Consider the following 17,682-nt stretch of genomic DNA (forward strand, 5'->3'; position numbering starts at 1 on the left):
CCGGGGCTCAGCCGGCGTGCACCGGCACGATGAGACTCTGGAGGTCTCTGGGATACAGGCTGAGCCGTTCCGCACCCGTCTCGGTGATGACCAGCGTGTCGGAATGGCGGAACCCGCCCAGGCCAGGCACGTAGATGCCTGGTTCGACCGAGAAGATCATGCCGGGCCGGATCTCGGTGTGGTCGTTGAGGTCGAGAAAGGGATGCTCATGGCCTTCCATCCCGAAGGCGTGTCCGGTGTGATGGCGGACATAGGGCAGCGCTCCCCTGGCCTCCAGAACGTCCCGGACCTCCTGCTCGACCTCGGAACACCGCCGGCCGGGGCGCAGGGCCGCCATACCGGCGTCCTGCGCCGCCAGCATGTCGGCGAAACTGCGTTCCTGTTCGGGGGTGGGGTCGCCGACGAACATCGTGCGTTCCAGCTCGCTTTCGTAGCCTCCAACCACGCCGTAGGCCCCCGTGACCAGCGTGTCGCCGGCCTGCACGCCGCCCACCTGGTGCAGGCCGTGCGGGTTGGCGGTGTTGCGCCCGCGGATGAACATGGTGTTGGCAGGCAGGCCCTCGCGCGCTTTGGGCACGTACCGCTGTCCCAGCGCGCCGAGCATGTCCCGCGTGGCCTGAAGACTGGTCTCGTGAGACACCAGAATCTCGTCGCTGCCGATCTTCAGGGCGCGCTGCATGAGGGCATGGGCGTAGTCTCCCCAGCGGCACGCCTCGCGGATCAGGGCGATTTCGGCCGGGCTTTTCAGGGCCCGCGCGTCGTCAATGAGTTCCAGTCGCTCGTGCACCGGTACCCCGGCGACCTGACTCAGCCGGGGGCCGCGGTAGCCCCACCGCGCTTCGTAGCCGTCGAGGTCGGCGGCGAGGGCGCGCGCCTGCGGAAACCTCGCCCGCAGCTCCCGGCCCAGGGTCTGCAGGGGATGTTCGCCGCTGCCGCCGCCGGGATATTCGGGGTAGATGACCGCCTCGCCGAGCTCCGGGCACTGCTGCTGCACATGCCCGGTTTCCAGCGAGGGAATGAACAGAGTGCATTCGCCCTCGTCGGTGATGATGGCCGCGACCGGCCGCTCGGTGGCGGCGAAATAAAATCCCGTGAGGTAGGACACCCGCGTGGGTCCGAATACCACCATCACGCCGTATCCTTCCTGCTGGAGCGTGCGGGCCAGGCGACCGCGCCGGTCCCGGTATTCCTGGGGCGAGATGTCGAGCAGGGCCGAGTCCGGCCTGGAATCAGGCGGAGTCATCGTCATGTGAGCCGCACCTCCGCTATGGGGTCGAGCACTTGGGCGGGGGCCAGCATCAGGTCGTGGGCGGCGCGCTGCGCGATGACCCGGATCTGCTGGCTGAGTTCGGGCACGCGCTCCCGCGTCAGCCGGCCCGACGGTCCGGCCACGCCCAGGGCCGCGATGACCTTGCCGGCTCCATTGAGCAGCGGCGCGGACAGGCAGCGGACCCCGAGTTCGCGTTCCTCGTCGTCCTCGGCGTAGCCCTGTTCCCGCACAGTCTGGAGCTCAGCCTGAAGGCGCCCCCAGCTCACGATGGTGTGGGGGGTGCGCGCGATGAACCCGACCTTCTGCACGATCATTTCGACGCTGTTGCCCGGCAGGTCGGCCAGGAACAGTTTGCCGACGTCCGAGCAGGTCAGGGGCGTGACGCTGCCCGGCGTGGTGAACATCCGCATCATGGTGAGGGGTTCAAGCTGGCTGAGGTACATGGCGGTCGTGCCGTAGAGCTCGGCCAGGTGGGCCGTCTCGCCGGTCGCGTCGACCAGTTCCTGAAGGTAGGGCCGCACCCGCCGGACGAGGTCGTAACGCAGGTACAGCGACCGCGAGATCTCGACGATCTCGGGCCCGATGTCGTAGCGCTTGTTCACGGGGTCCTGGTGGACGTACCCCTTGGCCAGGAGCGTCTGGAGAATCCGGTGGATCGTGCTGGGGGCGAGCTGCATCTGCTGAGACAGCTCCGCGACGCTCAGCGGACGGTGCGCAGAGACGAGAGTGCCAACCATGTCGAGGGCCCGCTCGACACTTTGCACGTTCTCGCTCATGCGCTGACGGAGCTCCGGGGGGTGAACATGAGCAGGCTCCTGGGCGAGTGCATCTGACCATAAAGATAGTCGATGAACTCCCGGCGGTTCTCGGGGGTGGTGCGCTCGCGGACTTCACGTACGGCCTCGTCTCCGAACCAGTACGAACCGATGAAGGGGCCACGGAAGGGGTAGCTGGCGAAGCGCACGCGGCCCTCGATCCAGGGGCGCTGGCCGTAGCTGTGCTCTTCGAGATACGCGATGACCCGCGCCTCGGGCCAGTTCTCGCCCATCTGGTACCACGCGGCGCTCGTGGCGGTGGCGCTGCGCAGGCGGCGCAGGGCGCGGTGCAGCAGGTCGCCGTCGTTCTCGACCCAGTCGATCAGGTGGACGCCCTGGTCTCCGATGCCTTCCTGCACGCAGCCCGTGACCGCGTTGGTGGTGCACAGCAGGACGTCGGCCGTGCTGCGGCCCTGTTCGGCCCAGTCGCGGGTCATGAGCAGCTGGGTCGAGTGGCCGGGAAAGACCTCGTGGGCGACGAGGTGCTTGAGGGCCGCGCGCGTGAAACTCAGGTCCACGTTGAGGTCCATCTGGCCCTCGTCGAAGTTGCAGCGCGCCGTGAACGGAACGCCCCGCAGGGTGTTCAGGCGCATCTGGTAGTCGCCCGTCGGGTAGATCAGGGCGTCGGTCCGCGCCTGGGCATCGGCCATGAGACGCTGGAATTCGGCTTCCAGGTGCTCGGGGGCGATGGCCTCCTCGGCCTCCCAGCGGGCCACCCGTTCGGCCACGGTGCCCTGCTGGTAGCCGGCGCGGATGAGCACGCGGTCGATGTCGAGCTTCATGTCCTCGATCTGCGCCATCGGAATGGGCTGCGCGGGGATGCCGATGAGGCCCTCGAGTTTTTCCTTGAAGCTCAGCTCCTCGCCCTCGAACAGGCGGGCGGCCGTTCTCAGCGAGCGGAACATGTCGTCCAGGAAGGCGCGGCGCGGTCCGTCGGACAGCTGCGCCGCGTCGCGCTCGAGTTCGCTGATGGCGTGCTGCACGGCGTCCCAGTCCTCGAATGCGGTAGGGGGGACGAGGTGGGCGCCCAGATAGATGGGCACCAGGCCTTCGCTGTCCAGCACGCCGTGTCCGCGTGAGAGACGGCGCTCGAGCTGATCCATTCCGGTGGTCAGTGCAGTGAGACGGCGGCCGATTTCGTGGTCCTGAGGCGTAGGCATCGTCATATTGGGCTCCTTTGGAGCTTTCATCGTAGGCGTTAATTCCGTCTTACGGAATGCCTATCTAGACATATTGTTCCGCAGTGTGGAATTTCTTTCATGCTTCGACTTGACTTTGCCCTGACCTACAGCTCACACTCGGTGGCAAGCATTACAAGTAGTTGCAGGAATTGGCCGTGTAAACGCTCTAAGTCCCCTATTCAGGAGGTCCTATGAAGTTTAGCCCCTTGCTGTCGCGTTCCGCATCCCGGAAAGCCCCCCTGTTCCTCGCCCTTAGCGCCGTTCTGCTCTGCGGAACCGCATCGGCGCAGCAGCGGGGCGGCACGCTTACCGTCGGCCTGAGCTACGACATCGACACCCTCAACGTCTATTCCACTGGCTACCTGGGAGACGTGCAGGCCACGGTCGTCGAGGGTCTGCTGGCGCCGGACAAGAACGCCAACTACGTTCCGGTGCTTGCCACGGTCGTTCCGACCCTCAAGAACGGGGGCATCAAGCTCAGTGCCGACGGCAAGAAGATGACCATCACCTACAAGCTGCGGCGGGACGTGAAGTGGTCTGACGGCAAGCCGTTTACCAGCGCCGACGTGAAGTTCACCTGGGAAGCCATCAAGAATCCCAAGTTCACGGCCGAGTCCAAGGATGGCAGCGAGGACATCGAGTCCATCACGACGCCCGACGCCTACACGGCGGTCGTGAACTACAAGCGGGTCGCCCCCGACTACGCCAGCACGCTGTTCACCTTCGGCATCTTCCCGAAGCACGCCCTTGAAGGGAAGGACCTCAATACCGACGTCTACAACGAAAAGCCCCTGGGCACCGGACCGTTCAAGGTCAAGGAGTTCCGCCGGGGCCAGTACGTGATCGTCGAGCGCAATCCCTTCTACTGGCGCAAGGACAGCAAGGGCGTGCAGCTGCCCTACCTCGACCAGATCGTGTTCAAGATCATTCCCGACAGCAATACGCTCGTCACCCAGCTCAAGTCCGGCGAAATCCAGATGACGTCCTCGGTGCCCTACGCCCAGGTCACGCAGCTCGACGCCGTGCCGGGCATGAACATCGTCAAGAACAACGTCCTGAGCTGGCAGCACCTCGACTTCAACTTCAAGGGGCCGGCCTCGCTGCGTGACCTGAACGTCCGTCAGGCCTTCGCCCACGCCATCAACAAGTCGGCCATCTCCAAGGCCCTGGGCGGCTACCCCATTCCGCTGGACACGGTGGTCGTGCCCGTATTCGCCGCCAGCAACAAGAACGTCCCCAAGTACCCCTACAACCCCGCCCGCGCCAAGGCCCTGCTCGACGCCGCAGGCTACAAGCCGGGTGCCGACGGCATCCGCGTGAAGAACGGCGAGCGCCTGAGCTACAAGATCCTCGTCCAGGCCGGCCGCGCCAACGACGAACTCGCGCAGCAGGTCATCATCAGCAGCCTCAAGGCGGTCGGCATCGAACTCGTGCCCGACAACAAGACCGGGGTGGCCTTCCGCGAGGCGCGCTACAAGGGCGGCTACGACGTGTTCTACAGCGGCTGGATCACGAGCGCCGATCCGGTCTACAGCGTGTTCTTCAAGACGGGCGGCGTGAACAACGGCCAGGGCTTCAGCAACGCCCGTATCGACGCGCTGCTCGACCGCGCCGAGAACACCCTCGACCCGGACATCCAGAAAAAGGCGCTCATGGACTTCCAGGTGGAACTGATGCGCCAGCTTCCGACCATTCCGGTCACGACCAACGTGTCCGTGATTGCTGTGAGCGACAAGCTGGGCAACTTCGTTCCCAACCCGACGAACATGACCAACTTCGTCGACACGAGCGCCTGGTACATCAAGAAGTAAGTGTCTGGAAGGGGGGCCGTGCGTGCGCGGCCTCTCTACTGGGCTGAGGGGACCTGACCTTGAACCTGAACTATCTGATCAAACGGACACTGGGAACCATCCCGCTGCTCCTGGGGGTCTCGCTGATCTTGTTCGGCGTGCTGCACCTGGCTCCGGGGACCCCCATGGACGTCTATGCCGACAACCCCAGCGTGTCCCAGGAAGCCCTCGACCAGATGAAGGTGGCCCTGGGCCTCGATCAGCCCCTACCCGTGCAGTACACCAAATGGGTTACGGCCTTCGTGACGGGCGAGTGGGGCTACTCCATCCGCACCTCGCGCCCCGTCACGACCGAGATCGCCGAGCGGCTGTGGCCGACCATCCTGCTGGGCGGGTCGAGTTTTCTGATCGCGCTGCTCGTGGCCGTGCCCCTGGGCATCCTGAGCGCCGTGCGCCGCTACTCCTCGGTGGACTACGGCATCACGTTCATGTCCTTCCTGGGCATCAGCATGCCGGTGTTCTGGCTGGCCCTGATGCTGCAACTGCTGTTTTCCGTCCACTGGCGGATTCTGCCCTCGGCCGGAATGCAGACCATCGGCGACAATTCGCTGCTCGACCTGCTGCGTCACCTGCTCATGCCCGCCCTGATCCTGGCGTTCGCCAGCGTCGCCGGCTGGAGCCGCTACATGCGGTCGAGCATGGTCGAGGTCCTCAGCCAGGACTATGTTCGCACCGCCAAGGCCAAGGGCCTCACCGAGCGCAAGGTGGTCTACCGCCACGCCCTGCGCAACGCCCTGATTCCAGTCATCACGGTCGTCGCCCTGGATTTTGCCGGCATTCTCGCGGGCGCCGTCATCACCGAGACGATCTTCGCCTGGCCGGGCATCGGGCGGCTCTTCATCGAGAGCATGAACGGACGCGACTATCCCGTGTTGCTGGCCCTGATGATGCTCGGCTCGTTTGCGCTGGTCGTCAGCAACGTGCTGGCCGACCTGGCCTACGCCGCCGCCGACCCGAGGATCCGTTATGACTGACCCCGCTCTTCCGGGCCACGCCGCTGCGCAGCCGGCGCGGCGCCAGACCCACGACTCGCCCTGGCACCGCTTCCTGCGCCACTTCCTCAAGCACCGCCTCGCCCTCGTGAGCCTCGGGGTTCTCCTCATCCTGGGTCTGCTGGCCATCCTGGCGCCTTACCTGACGCCCTACACCTTCGACGGGCAGGACCTCGACATCATCGGCACGCCGCAGCCGCCCAGCCGCGAGCACCTCATGGGCACCGACGAACTGGGCCGCGACGCCTTCACGCGGGTGCTGTACGGCGCGCGCATCTCGCTGTCGGTAGGCATCAGCAGCGCGCTCATCGCCACCGTGCTGGGCACCTTCGTGGGCGCGCTCTCGGGGTACTACCGCGGCTGGACCGACACGCTGCTCATGCGCTTCACGGACGTCGTGCTCTCTATTCCCCTACTGCCCCTGGTCATTCTGGTCAGCGGCATGATCCGCCCGAGCGTCACGCTGCTCGTGTGCATCATCGGCGCCCTGGGCTGGATGGGCACGGCCCGCCTGATCCGGGGGCAGTTCATGAGTCTGCGCGAGCGCGAATACGTCGAGGCCAGCCGGGCGCTGGGCGGCAGCCACAGCCGCATCATGTTCCGCCACATCCTCCCCAACGCCATCGGACCGGTGGTCGTCTCCACGACCCTGGCGGTCGGCGGCGCCATCATGCTCGAAAGTGCGCTGAGCTTCCTCGGCCTGGGCGTCCAGCCGCCGACTCCCACCTGGGGCAACCTGCTGAACTCGGCGAGCCAGTGGCTCCAGGGCGCGCCGTGGCTGGCCGTCTTTCCGGGGCTGATGATCCTGATCACCGTCCTGGCCGTCAATTTCCTGGGTGACGGACTGCGCGACGCCCTCGACCCCCGGTCCTGAGCTTCCGGGCCGCCCCCCCTTCCGTTTCTCCTGATTCACCGCAGTAAAGGAACCCAACATGAAGATCACCATTATTGGGGCCGGCGCCATCGGCGGCCTCGCGGGCGCCTACATGTCCGCTCAGGGCCACGACGTCACCCTCACCGACCGCTGGGCCGAGCATATCGACGCCCTCAAGACCGGAGGCCTGCTGGTCGACGGCGTGCGCGGAGAGCAGCATTTCGCGGTCAAGGCCCTGCACCCCCACGAACTGACCGGCCCGCTGGAATGCGTCATGATCGCCACGAAGTCGCAGCACAGCCTCGAAGCGCTCGAAAGCGTGCTTCCCCTGTTCGGGCCGGACACGTTCGTGGTGTCCTACCAGAACGGCTTCAACGAGCCGGACCTGATCGCCCGGCTTCAGGCCGCCGGACTGGGCGGCGCCGAACGGGTCATGGGCAGCATCCCGAACTACGGCGGCGCCCTGGTCGACCCGGGCCACATCGAGTTCGTTCACGAGGGCCCCATCCAGCTCGGCGAGATGACCGGCGAGCGTACCCCCCGCCTGCTCGAACTCGCCAAATGTCTGGAGGCCCTGACCGAGGTGCAGCTCTCGGACAACATCTGGGGCCAGATCTGGGCCAAGGAGGTCTACAGCGCGCAGGTGGTGTTCAGCGCCCTGGTGAACGCGCCGATCACCGATAGCCTGGGCAACGAGCGCTATGCCCGCGTGGCCGGAGCGGTCGTGCGTGAGGCCCTGGAGATCGCGGAGGCCAACGGCATACAGGTCGAGGCCTTCGATTTCTTCGACCCGGCGAACTACAAGCCCGGCACACCTGGGGAGACCCAGAAACTTCTCGACAACATCACCCACGCCATCTGGCTGCTCAAGAAGGACCAGAAGCCGCAGGCCCACACCTTCAAGAAACGTGGCAGCGGCATCTGGTGGGACATCGTGTACCGCAACCGGCCCAGCGAGGTGCGGTCCAGCAACGGCAAACTCATCGACTTCGGTCAGCGGGTCGGGGCCGACACCCGGCTCAACGCAAGGATGTGCGAGATGATCTACGAGATTGAAGAGGGACAGCGCGAACTGGGCTTCCACAACTACGACGAGCTCGAACAGTACGTCCAGAGCCTCGGCAAGGCCCTGCCATGAGCGCGCCCGCCAAGTTGGGCGTCGGCGTGATCGGCGCGCACGCCTGGGCCGAGTCCGCCCACCTGCCCGGGTACGCGGCCTACGACCGCGTGGACCTCGTGGCGATCTGCGACACGGTGCCCGAGCGGGCGCAGCGCCTCGCCGAGCTCTTCGGCGTGCGCCGGGTCTACACCGACTACCGCGAACTGCTGGCCGACCCGGACGTGCAGATGGTCGACGTGTGCACCCCCACCGAGACCCACCTGCCCCTGAGTCTGGCCGCCATCGCCGCCGGCAAGCACGTCCTGAGCGAAAAGCCACTGGCCCACGACGCCGCCGACGCCTTCATGGCCGCCCGCAAGGCGCGCGAGGCAGGCGTGCGGACCAAGCTCGGGTTTACGTTCCGGTATTCCCCGGCCATCCGGCAGATTCAGCGCTGGATTCAGGACGGCACGCTGGGCGAGATCTACCACGTGCACGGCCTGGAACAGAACAGCCAGTTCCTCGATCCGTACTACCCGCTGCGGCAGGTGCCCAGCGGCGCGGAATTCAGCCGCCTGATTCCCTCCTCGGTGGTGGGCTACGGCTCGCACCTGCTGGACCTCGTGCGCTGGTGCGCGGGCGAATACAGCAGCGTCATCGGCAGTATGAGCAACTTCGTGCCGCGCCGCGTCGTGCGGGGCTACGGCGAGGGCCTTCAGGACATCAACGTCGAGGACGGCACGGTTGCGCTCGCCGAGTTCGCCAGCGGCGCGCAGGGCATCTTGCAGACGAGCTACGTGGCCATCGGCAACTATCCCGGCGTGGAACTGCGGGTGTACGGCAGCAAGGGTGCGGCCGTGGCGCGGCTGGTCGAGGAAAACGGCGTGGCCGAAACCCTGCGCTTCGCCACTGCCGACCAGGTCGAGTTCCGGGACGTGCCCCTGCCGGAGTCGGCCTACCCGCCCGGCACCACCCTGAACACCCCCTGGCCGGAGCTGTACTACCGCAACCTCGTGCGGCATTTCGTGGACGAGATTCTGGACGGTACCCCCGAGGAATGCACCTTCTACGACGGCGCCAAGAGCCAGGAAGTCGTCAACGCCATCGTGCAGTCGTCAACCGAACGCCGATGGGTGGACCTGCCGCTGTACCCCGAAGAACAGCTCGCGCCGGTGGCTGCCCTGTGACCTCACCGTCTGCTCTCGTCGACCGGTATCTGGCGTTCCACGGGCAGTTTCGCCCGGTCGACCTGACCTTCATGGGCCTGCCCGGTCATGACCACCGCCTGCCCCCAGCTGGCCCGGACGTGGCCGCGCAGGAAGGCGCAGCCCTGGAGACCCTGCAGGCCGAACTTGAGCAGGTACTCGCGTCCCCCGCCTCCAGGACGCCGGGAGAACAGACGGACCTGCGCCTGCTGGACGGGCAGCTCCGGCACCTGCGGGCCGAGCTGGACCGTGCGCCGAGATTTCGCAACCCCGCGTGGTACACCGGCGAGGCGGCCTTCGGGCTCATCTCGCTGCTGCTGCCGCGCCCGGACGGCTCGGCGCAGGAAGTGCAGGTGGGGTTGCAGGGCCGTCTGGAGGAGCTGCCCCGATTCTTCGGCGAGGCGGCAGAGCAGCTCGTTCAGGCCGCCCTTCCGGCCGACTGGTCGACCCGCGCGGCCCAGGAGGCCAGGGCGCTGGCCCGGTTTCTGAGCGAGGAGCTGTGGCTGCACCCGGACGTGACGCGCGTGCCGGCACTGGTGGCCGCCGCCGAGCGAGGGGCCGCCGCGGCCCTGCATCTGGCCGGGCGACTCCAGGGTGAGCTGAGCGGGCAGCCGGACGTGCCGGTGGCCTGCGGCGAGGCGCACCTGGAGCTGCTCATGAGACAGGTTCACGGTCTGCCGTTCGGGCCGCGCGAGGCCCTGGCACGGGCCGAGGCGGCCTTCATGCGTCTGAGCGACGAACTGACCGAGGACGCCCGCGCCTTCGGCCAGGACTGGAGGGAAGTGCTGCGGGGTCTGGACGCCGTGCGCCCCGAGCCGGCTACGCTGGTGGCCACCTACGAGTACTGGCACCGGCAGGCGCTGGAAGCGGCCGAGGCCAACGGCCTAGTCACGGGGGCGCAGGACTACGACCTGACCTTCACGCCCATGCCCGCCTGGGCGCGTCAGGTGTCCAGGGAGCTGTATTTCCTGTTCTACCGGTCGCCGGCTGCGGCGCGCGCCGGGCAGGGCAGCGTGTACTGGGTGGTGGAGGACGAGCCGCTGCCCAGCGTCAGCTTCATCAAGCTGGTGCACGCCGTCCACCACGGCTCGGTCGGGCACCACACCCAGAACGCCTTCGCCCGCCGGGCCGAGTCCCGGCTCGCCCGCCTGGGCGGCACGGACGGCGCGCTCGGGCTGGTGTTCCTGAGTTCCGGCACGGCGGTCGAGGGCTGGGCCTGCTACGCCGAGGACCTGCTGCTCGAAGCGCCCGGGTTCTATACCCCCGAAGAAGCCCTGATGCTCAAGAGCTTCGAGCGGCGCAACGCGGCGTGCTGCGTCGCCGACCTGCGCCTTCACATGGGCGACTGGAGCCTGGAAGACATGCGCGACTACTACCGCGCTGAGGTCGGTTTCCCCGAAGCCCGCGTCTGGGGCGAGAGCACCCGCAACAGCATGTTGCCGGCGACCCGCCTGATGTACTGGCTCGGTACCGAACAGATCCGCGCGCTGCGGGCTGCCTCGCCCGGCCACCCCCGCGCCGTCCACGACTGGGCGCTGAGCCATGGTCACGCGCCCATCCACTGGCTCACGCCCGACGACGTTCCCCGCCCCCTACTCCACGGAGGTCTCTCGTGACCCTGAGCACCGAAGAACGCCGCGACCTGCGGCAACGCTACCTGAAGGTCGACACGGCCAACGTCGCCGACATCCTCGACGAACTCGGCCACACCGACCTGGGCCTGAGCGCCGACTTCTGGCCGATCCGCCAGCGCCTGGAGAAGATGGCCGGCTGGGCCTACACCATCCGGGGCCAGCTCACGCCGTATCCCGGCACTGGGGACCCCAAGAAGATGGAGGCGGTCGGCGGCATTGGCCCGGACGAGCTGAGTGTCTGGAGCGGCGGCGGGGCCGAGGGCATCTGCTTTTTCGGCGAACTGATCGCGCGCGGCATGCAGTACCGGGGCAGTGTGGGCGCCCTCGTCGACGGCGGCATCCGGGACATCGAGTGGCTCGACCGTATGGATTACCCGGTCTTCGCGCGCTACCGCACGCCGGTGCAGTCCATCGGGCGCTGGCAGGTCAACGCCTGGCAGGTGCCGGTCTACCTGCCGGGAGCAACCTCCAAGCACGTGACTGTCCGGCCCGGCGACTTCATCCTGGCGGACTTCGACGGGGCCATCGTCATTCCGGCGGAACTGGCCGCCGAGGTCCTCGTCAAGGCCGAGGCCCTGACCGAGAAGGAAAGCCAGATCCGCGCCGATCTGGAAGCCGGAGCCACGCTGCCGGACGTCCTCGCGCGCTATGGGCACGTATGAATCTCTTTCCCACGCCGACCTCGGCGCTCGTCACGGCGGCCAGCAGTGGCCTGGGCTTCGCCACGGCCATGGAACTGGCCCGCGAGGGGGCCTCGGTGGCCCTGTGCTCCCGTGACCTGGCCCGCGCCCAGGCGGCAGCCCAGGAGATCACCGCGGCCACCGGCGCGGCTGTCGTCGCCCTGGAGGCCGATGTCCGTGACGCCGAAGCCTGCCGCCGGGTGGTCGAGGAGGCCGCCGGCGCGCTCGGGGGCCTGAACGTGCTCGTCTGCAACGCCGGAGGGCCGGCGCCCGGCGGGTTCGAACGTTTCGACGACGCGGCCTGGACCGAGGCCTTCGAGCTCACGCTGATGAGCACGGTGCGCCTCACCCGCGCGGCCCTGCCGCACCTGCGGGCCGGAGGCGGGCGCATCCTGACGATCGTGAGCTCCAGCGTCAAGCGGCCCCTCCCGAACCTGACCCTCTCGAACGTGCTGCGGCCCGCCGTGCACGGCCTGATGAAGTCGCTGAGCACCGAACTGGCCCCCGACATCGCGGTCAACTGCATCGCGCCGGGCCGCGTCCTCACCGAACGCATCCAGGAACTCGACGAGGCGCGCGCCTCCCGCGAGGGCCGGACCTGGGAAGAGGTCCGGGCGCAGACCGAGCGCGAGATTCCGCTCGGCCGCCTGGGCGACCCGGCCGAGTTCGGGCGGGTGGCGGCCTTCCTGTGTTCTCCGGCGGCCTCGTACATCACCGGCAGCACGGTGCTTGTGGACGGCGGGGCGGTGACCAACCTGTGACGGGGGCCGGCAAGGCATACGATCCGGAGCGGCACGCCCGGTTGATGGTCGAGTACTGCATAGACGCCCAGCCGGGCGACCGGGTGCTCGTGGCCTGCACGACCCTGGCGCTTCCGCTCGTCGAGGAGATTCACCGGGCGCTGCTCGAACGGGGCGCGCAGCCGGTCCTGCGGCTCGAGTACCCGTCCCAGCAGGAGGACTTCATCCGGCTGGCGCCCGACGCCCTCCTCGACCACCTGCACCCGGCCGACCTCGCGGACATCGAGAGTGTGCAGTCCAGTATCCGCATCCTCACGCCGCTGGGACCCGGCGGCCAGGACCCTGCGCGCCAGGCCCGCCACACGCGCACCCTGAAGCCGGTCGCCACGGCGCGCGCGCAGCGCCGCTGGACCCTCACGCTCTACCCGACCCCCGACGGCGCGCAGATGGCCGGCATGTCGCAGGAAGACTACGAGCAGTTCGTCAGCCGCGCCCTGTTCCTGGACCGGCCCGACCCGGTGGCGGCCTGGAACGGTGTCCGGGAGCAACAGGCGGGTCTCATCGAACGGCTCGCCGCCGCCCAGGAAGTCCGCATCGTGGCTCCGGGCACCGATCTGCGCCTGAACGTCGCGGGCCGGCAGTGGGTGAACAGCGACGGTAAGCGCAACATGCCCAGCGGCGAGGTCTTCACCGGGCCTCACGAGGACAGCGCCGAGGGCTATATCCACTATGACCTGCCCACGACCTTCCAGGGTCAGCGGGTCCGGGACATCCGGCTGCGCTTCGAGGGCGGCCGGGTCACCGAGGCCTCGGCCGAGGAAGGCAACGACGCCCTCCAGGCCGCCCTGCTGATGGACGGAGGCGCCCAGTACGTCGGCGAACTGGGCATCGGCACGAACAGCGGCATCCAGCAGCCCAGCATGAACATCCTCTTCGACGAGAAGATCAGCGGCACGGTGCACCTCGCGCTGGGCAACAGCTACCCCGAGACGGGCGGCACGAACCAGTCGGCCCTCCACTGGGACATGATCCGTGACCTGCGGCCGGGCGGCGAGATTCTGCTCGACGGGGAACCTATCCAGCGGGACGGAAACTTCTGCTGAGCAGCAGACCGGCCCTCTGACGGCCGGTGGGCCGGCTGCCGCTCAGGGCACAGCCGGCCCACCGGCGGTCGAGAGGCCCAGGGACCGGGCGTGGAGCCCCACCTGGTCTTCCCGCACAAACCCGGAGCCTGTCCAGCGTCACTCGCTCAGGGCGGCCAGCAGGTCCAGGCCAGGGGGTTCCGGTTGGTGCTGACCCCGCGGGAGACGAGTTGCTGGAGCGCGGCATCGAAGGTAACCCGAGGGCCCATCAGCCGAAAGCTGCCGGAAGGGTATCGTTCGCCGCCAGAGCCGAGTGGGAGAGCAGGGCGGCCGTCAGCAGGCAAAGGTGGAAGCCCATGCTCCATTTGACCGGCTGGCCTGCGGCCACTCAAGCCCACTCGCGGGCGACCGGTAGAGTGGGAACGGTGATCTCCCCCCGCACTTCCGAACGGCTCGGCCGGCACCTCCTGACAAGTGGCGTCTCCGGCGCTTCCGCCGCCGTCGTCCGGCCCGGAGAAGTGGTGTGGAGCGCGGGCGCAGGCCGCCTGGCCTCGGGGGCCGACATCACGGCCGCGACCCCGTTCATGCTCGGTTCGGTCAGTAAGGTCGTAACCGGGACCCTCGTCATGCAGCTCGTCGAGCAGGGCCTGCTCGATCTGGACGGCGACATCAACCGCGTCCTGTCCTTCGTGGTGCACCTTCCCTGCGGCGGCGCGCCGATCACGTTGCGCGGGCTGGCCAGTCATACCTCGGGAATCGTCGACCGGAACCCGGAGTACGCCTCGCCCTATGGTCCAGGGGACCCGCAGCAGTCGCTCGCGGACTTTCTGCGGAGCTATCTCACGCCGGACGGCGCCGAGTACGACCCGCAAGGCAATTTTGGGCCAGCGGGCACCTACGCCTACAGCAACGTCGGGGTGGCCCTCGCTGCCCTGGCGGCCGAGCACCGGATGGGCCGGTCCTTCGCCGATCTGTGCTCCGCGTCGCTGTTCGGGCCCCTGGGGCTGAGGAACACGGGCTGGTTTCTGCGCGACTTCGCGGACCAGTTGCTGATCGCCGAGCCGCGCGACGACGCAGGCCGGGTCCTGCCCCACTACGGCTACCCGACGTACCCGGACGGCCAGTTGCGCTCGTCAGCCGCCGACCTCGGGCAGTTTCTGGCGACGGTGCTGGCCGGCGGCGTCTGGGACAGGGTCCGGGTGCTGCGCCCAGACACCCTGGACCGGATGTGGGAGACGCAGCACTCCGCACCCCAGGAGGACCAGCTGCTGTTCTGGACCCGCAAGCAGGGACTGATCGGTCATCTCGGGGGGGACGACGGGGTGCTCACCTTTCTCTATCTGCATCCGCACCGGGCCGTGGGGCTCGTGCTCCTGACCAACCAGCAGACGGCCGAGGCCCGGGCGCTGGGACGGACCCTCGTCCGGGAGGTGTTGCTGGACCCCAGCGGCCTGCTCTGACCCGGCTGCTGGGTCCACCAGCCGCCGGCCGGCCTGGGTCACCGCACCAGGGGGCCGAACCTGCGGGCGAATGGATACCCCTGCCGTGCGTCCCAGTCCAGCCGCCAGCCGAACACCCCACGGATTGCGGGAAAATGCGCCCTGACCTGCTGGAAGGCGGCGGCGGCCGAGTCCACCGTCCAGTAGTGCTTGAGGCCGCCGTGGACGCCGAAGCCCACGACCACATGCTCGGGCCCCAGCAACTCGGTCCAGGTCCGGATGTTGCCGAGCAGGTACGCCGGATCGTTCAGGTCAGGGCCGTCGTAGTACTGCGGCGCGCAGTAGTCCAGGGCGCCGGCGCGGAGCATGGCGGCGCAGAAGCGTTGGTCGACCGGGTTCCAGGGAGCGGGAGGGGCGGTGATCAGGAACCCGGGATGACGGCGCTTGAGCTCCCGGCCGACCCAGATGAATTCCGGGGTATTGGGCGCTGCGCCGCCCTCGAAAGTGTTGAGGTCCAGGCCGTCGAAGCCTTTCCAGGCGGCGTACAGCCGGTCGACGCTGTTCACGAAGGCCGTGGACACTGCGCGGTCGGTCAACCGCAGGGGATGCCCGGCGCCTCCTACAGACAGCAGCACCCGGCGCTTCTGGACCGCTCGGACATGCTGGAGATCAGCCACCCAGTTCGTCCAGGCTCCGTTCACGTCGCTGGGGGGACGGAAGCTCAGGGTGCCGGCTGGTCGGCCCGGAGCACCGACCGCCGAGAAGAGATAGATGAGGTTGTAGTTCGGGTCGATGTCCCGCAGCCGGGGAGGCGCGTCGCCCAACGTGGCGTAGTAGGTGCCGACGACCCCGCGCTCCGGAGGGGCGGGGGAGCAGACCGCCAGAAGGGGCGCGCAGACCAGCAGGGGGGCGAACATGCCCGAAGATAACCGCCCCCGGCAGGTATCCTCTCCTGACCGCCTGCGTACTCAAGTCAAAGGTTTGCACAATGTTGCGTCTGCAAGCCGGGCGCTTCTCCCCATTAGAGTGCGGGAATGTCTGCGGTCACCTCGCCCCCTCTCCTGAATCAACTGCTGACGGTGACGCACGCCCTGGCCGGGGTCGATCAGGTCGAAGCCATTTTTCCGGTCGTTCTCTCGACGGCCCAGCAGGGCCTGATGGCGCTGGCCGGAGCCATCTTCCTGCCCAACGCGGACCAGACACGTCTGGAGCGGATGGTGGCGCGGGCCGACCGCATAGACGTGCCCTCGATCTGGCAGGACGGCCCCATCCAGGCCAGCTCCCCCGCCAGCGTCAGCTTTGTGAGTGGAAAGTCGCAGTATTTTCCTTCTAAGGGTGACCTCGCGCGCGCCTATCCGAACCTCGAAGCGCAGACCGGACAGATCGCGCCTGTGGGCAGCGCCGTCATTCCGATCAGTTCGCAGAATCAGGTGCTCGGCGTCCTGGTGCTCGACTTCGAGGAGCCGCACCACTTCACGCCTGAAGAGCAGTTGTTCCTCGAAATCCTGGCGTCCCTGAGCGGTCAGGTGCTCGTCCGCCTCAAGATGACGGCCCAGCTCCGGCATCAGGAACATCTGCTGCGCAGCATCGTCGAACGTTCGCCGACGCCTATCGCCGTAGGGACGAAGGACGGTCAGGTCAGTCTGGTCAACGACGCCTACCTAGAGCTTACGGGTCTGACCCGCGGTGCCTTCGAGCGCGGCGAAATCAACTGGTACACCACCACTCTGCCGGAGTTTCGGGCGCAGGACACCCAGTTTGTGCGCCAGGTGCTGCAGAACGGCGTCACACCGACCTACGAGAAGGTACTTCAACGGCCCGACGGAGAGCGCCGGGAAGTGCAGCTCACCATCATGCGCTACTCGGCCGACAGCGACACGGCCATCCTGGGCTACTTCGTCGATCTCACGGCCCAGCGCGCTGTCCAGCATGCGCTCGAACGCCACAGCGAGCTGCTCGAGGCCCAGGTTCAGCAGCGTACCCAGGAAATTCAGGCACGCGACGCGGAACTCGCCAGCTTCAATCTGGGCATCTCGCACGACCTGCGCGCGCCCGTGCGCCGGATCAAGAGCTTCGCCGAGCTGCTCCTCCGGCAGGCCGACGACCTGCCGGAAAAAGCCCGCACCTACATCGACTATATCGGCCTCTCGACCGAGCGCATGACCGGACTGCTCGACGGGCTGCTCTCGCTGTCGCAGGCTTCTCAGGCGCCGCTGCAGAAGGCCCCCGTGGACCTCGACGCCCTGGTGAAGGCGGGCCAGACCGATACCCAGCTCCAGTATCCCGAGCGGGAGATCGTCTGGCAGACCGAGCCGCTTCCGCAGGTCTGGGGAGACGCGCCGAGTCTGGAGCGCGTCATCACCAACCTGCTCTCGAATGCGGCGAAATACTCGCAGCATTCTGCAGAAGTGCGTATTCGGATCTGGAGCGAGCGCACACCGGAGGGCTGGGCCATCAAGGTGACGGACCAGGGGGCGGGGTTCAACGACGAATACCGGGAACAGCTGTTCGGGTTGTTTCAGCGCCTGCACGCGGAACGGGAGTTCCAGGGCATCGGGGTGGGCCTGGCGACCGTCCTGCGTATCGTTTCCCGGCATGGGGGAACGGTGCTGGCCGAGAACAACCCTGGCAACGGGGCGACATTCGGCTTCGTGCTCCCGGACCCCGAAGCCTGACGCGTCCAGCTTGGGCAGCTCTGGGGTGATTTCAGGCAGCTGGTTTCTGCCGGGTGCGCTTCCCGTGCCAACTTGTACGGAGCACCACAGTCCGGTTCCATGTTCACTTGTGTCGGTGCCCCGCAAGCCTAAGCCCGTTTTCCGAT

15 protein-coding genes are annotated in these 17,682 nt (G+C 67.6%); 11 read left to right on the forward strand and 4 right to left on the reverse strand.

The window, feature by feature from the left end; translation table 11 throughout:
* Nucleotides 1–7: 7 nt before the first annotated feature.
* From ASF71_RS19915 to ASF71_RS19925, 3 genes are read right to left on the reverse strand one after another with little or no spacing between them, the layout of a single operon-like run.
* Nucleotides 8–1,249, reverse strand: a complete 1,242-nt coding sequence (locus ASF71_RS19915; RefSeq protein ID WP_056303363.1) for a Xaa-Pro peptidase family protein — start codon at nt 1,247–1,249, stop codon at nt 8–10.
* Entirely contained in the window at nt 1,246–2,046 is an 801-nt protein-coding gene (locus ASF71_RS19920) for an IclR family transcriptional regulator (protein WP_056303365.1), read from the reverse strand. The genes ASF71_RS19915 and ASF71_RS19920 overlap by 4 nt, the downstream gene beginning before the upstream one ends.
* Nucleotides 2,043–3,251: a hypothetical protein gene (locus tag ASF71_RS19925; protein ID WP_056303367.1), complete on the reverse strand. Its 1,209-nt coding sequence runs from the start codon at nt 3,249–3,251 to the stop codon at nt 2,043–2,045. Before ASF71_RS19925 ends, ASF71_RS19920 begins: the two co-directional genes overlap by 4 nt.
* Before the next feature lie 206 nt (nt 3,252–3,457).
* Between ASF71_RS19925 and ASF71_RS19930 the strand changes: the two genes are divergently transcribed.
* The 10 genes from ASF71_RS19930 to ASF71_RS19975 all read left to right on the forward strand — a co-directional run bounded on the left by ASF71_RS19930 (nt 3,458) and on the right by ASF71_RS19975 (nt 14,882).
* Nucleotides 3,458–5,077, forward strand: a complete 1,620-nt coding sequence (locus ASF71_RS19930) for a peptide ABC transporter substrate-binding protein (RefSeq protein ID WP_056303369.1) — start codon at nt 3,458–3,460, stop codon at nt 5,075–5,077.
* 59 nt (nt 5,078–5,136) lie between these two features.
* Nucleotides 5,137–6,090 (forward strand): ABC transporter permease, encoded by a 954-nt coding sequence (locus ASF71_RS19935; protein ID WP_056303371.1) that lies wholly within the window; start codon nt 5,137–5,139, stop codon nt 6,088–6,090.
* Entirely contained in the window at nt 6,083–6,982 is a 900-nt protein-coding gene (gene opp4C / locus ASF71_RS19940) for an oligopeptide ABC transporter permease (RefSeq protein ID WP_056303373.1), read from the forward strand. Before ASF71_RS19935 ends, opp4C begins: the two co-directional genes overlap by 8 nt.
* A 58-nt stretch (nt 6,983–7,040) precedes the next feature.
* Nucleotides 7,041–8,120, forward strand: a complete 1,080-nt coding sequence (locus ASF71_RS19945) for a ketopantoate reductase family protein (RefSeq protein ID WP_056303374.1) — start codon at nt 7,041–7,043, stop codon at nt 8,118–8,120.
* Nucleotides 8,117–9,268: a Gfo/Idh/MocA family protein gene (locus ASF71_RS19950; protein ID WP_056303377.1), complete on the forward strand. Its 1,152-nt coding sequence runs from the start codon at nt 8,117–8,119 to the stop codon at nt 9,266–9,268. The genes ASF71_RS19945 and ASF71_RS19950 overlap by 4 nt, the downstream gene beginning before the upstream one ends.
* A complete protein-coding gene (locus ASF71_RS19955) occupies nt 9,265–10,902 on the forward strand; it encodes a DUF885 family protein (protein WP_056303379.1) in 1,638 nt (545 codons plus the stop codon). The genes ASF71_RS19950 and ASF71_RS19955 overlap by 4 nt, the downstream gene beginning before the upstream one ends.
* Nucleotides 10,899–11,582 (forward strand): RraA family protein, encoded by a 684-nt coding sequence (locus ASF71_RS19960; protein WP_082506236.1) that lies wholly within the window; start codon nt 10,899–10,901, stop codon nt 11,580–11,582. The genes ASF71_RS19955 and ASF71_RS19960 overlap by 4 nt, the downstream gene beginning before the upstream one ends.
* Nucleotides 11,579–12,361 (forward strand): SDR family oxidoreductase, encoded by a 783-nt coding sequence (locus tag ASF71_RS19965; RefSeq protein ID WP_056303380.1) that lies wholly within the window; start codon nt 11,579–11,581, stop codon nt 12,359–12,361. The genes ASF71_RS19960 and ASF71_RS19965 overlap by 4 nt, the downstream gene beginning before the upstream one ends.
* Nucleotides 12,358–13,443 carry an aminopeptidase gene (locus tag ASF71_RS19970; protein WP_255354764.1) on the forward strand — a complete coding sequence of 362 codons (1,086 nt, stop codon included), beginning with the start codon at nt 12,358–12,360 and terminating at the stop codon, nt 13,441–13,443. The genes ASF71_RS19965 and ASF71_RS19970 overlap by 4 nt, the downstream gene beginning before the upstream one ends.
* Before the next feature lie 404 nt (nt 13,444–13,847).
* Nucleotides 13,848–14,882 carry a serine hydrolase gene (locus ASF71_RS19975; protein ID WP_162243147.1) on the forward strand — a complete coding sequence of 345 codons (1,035 nt, stop codon included), beginning with the start codon at nt 13,848–13,850 and terminating at the stop codon, nt 14,880–14,882.
* A 38-nt stretch (nt 14,883–14,920) separates the two neighbouring features.
* Here ASF71_RS19975 and ASF71_RS19980 read toward each other — a convergent pair whose 3' ends face one another.
* The gene (locus ASF71_RS19980) at nt 14,921–15,778 is read right to left on the reverse strand and encodes a glycosyl hydrolase family 18 protein (protein ID WP_056303387.1); all 858 of its coding nucleotides are present in this window, start codon (nt 15,776–15,778) and stop codon (nt 14,921–14,923) included.
* A gap of 117 nt (nt 15,779–15,895) precedes the next feature.
* Here ASF71_RS19980 and ASF71_RS19985 point away from each other — a divergent pair, with 117 nt between their 5' ends.
* The gene (locus ASF71_RS19985; protein WP_056303388.1) at nt 15,896–17,536 is read left to right on the forward strand and encodes an ATP-binding protein; all 1,641 of its coding nucleotides are present in this window, start codon (nt 15,896–15,898) and stop codon (nt 17,534–17,536) included.
* The last annotated feature ends 146 nt before the right edge of the window (nt 17,537–17,682 follow it).

The sequence above is a fragment of the Deinococcus sp. Leaf326 genome (assembly GCF_001424185.1).
In the GTDB taxonomy this organism is placed as follows: Bacteria; Deinococcota; Deinococci; order Deinococcales; family Deinococcaceae; genus Deinococcus.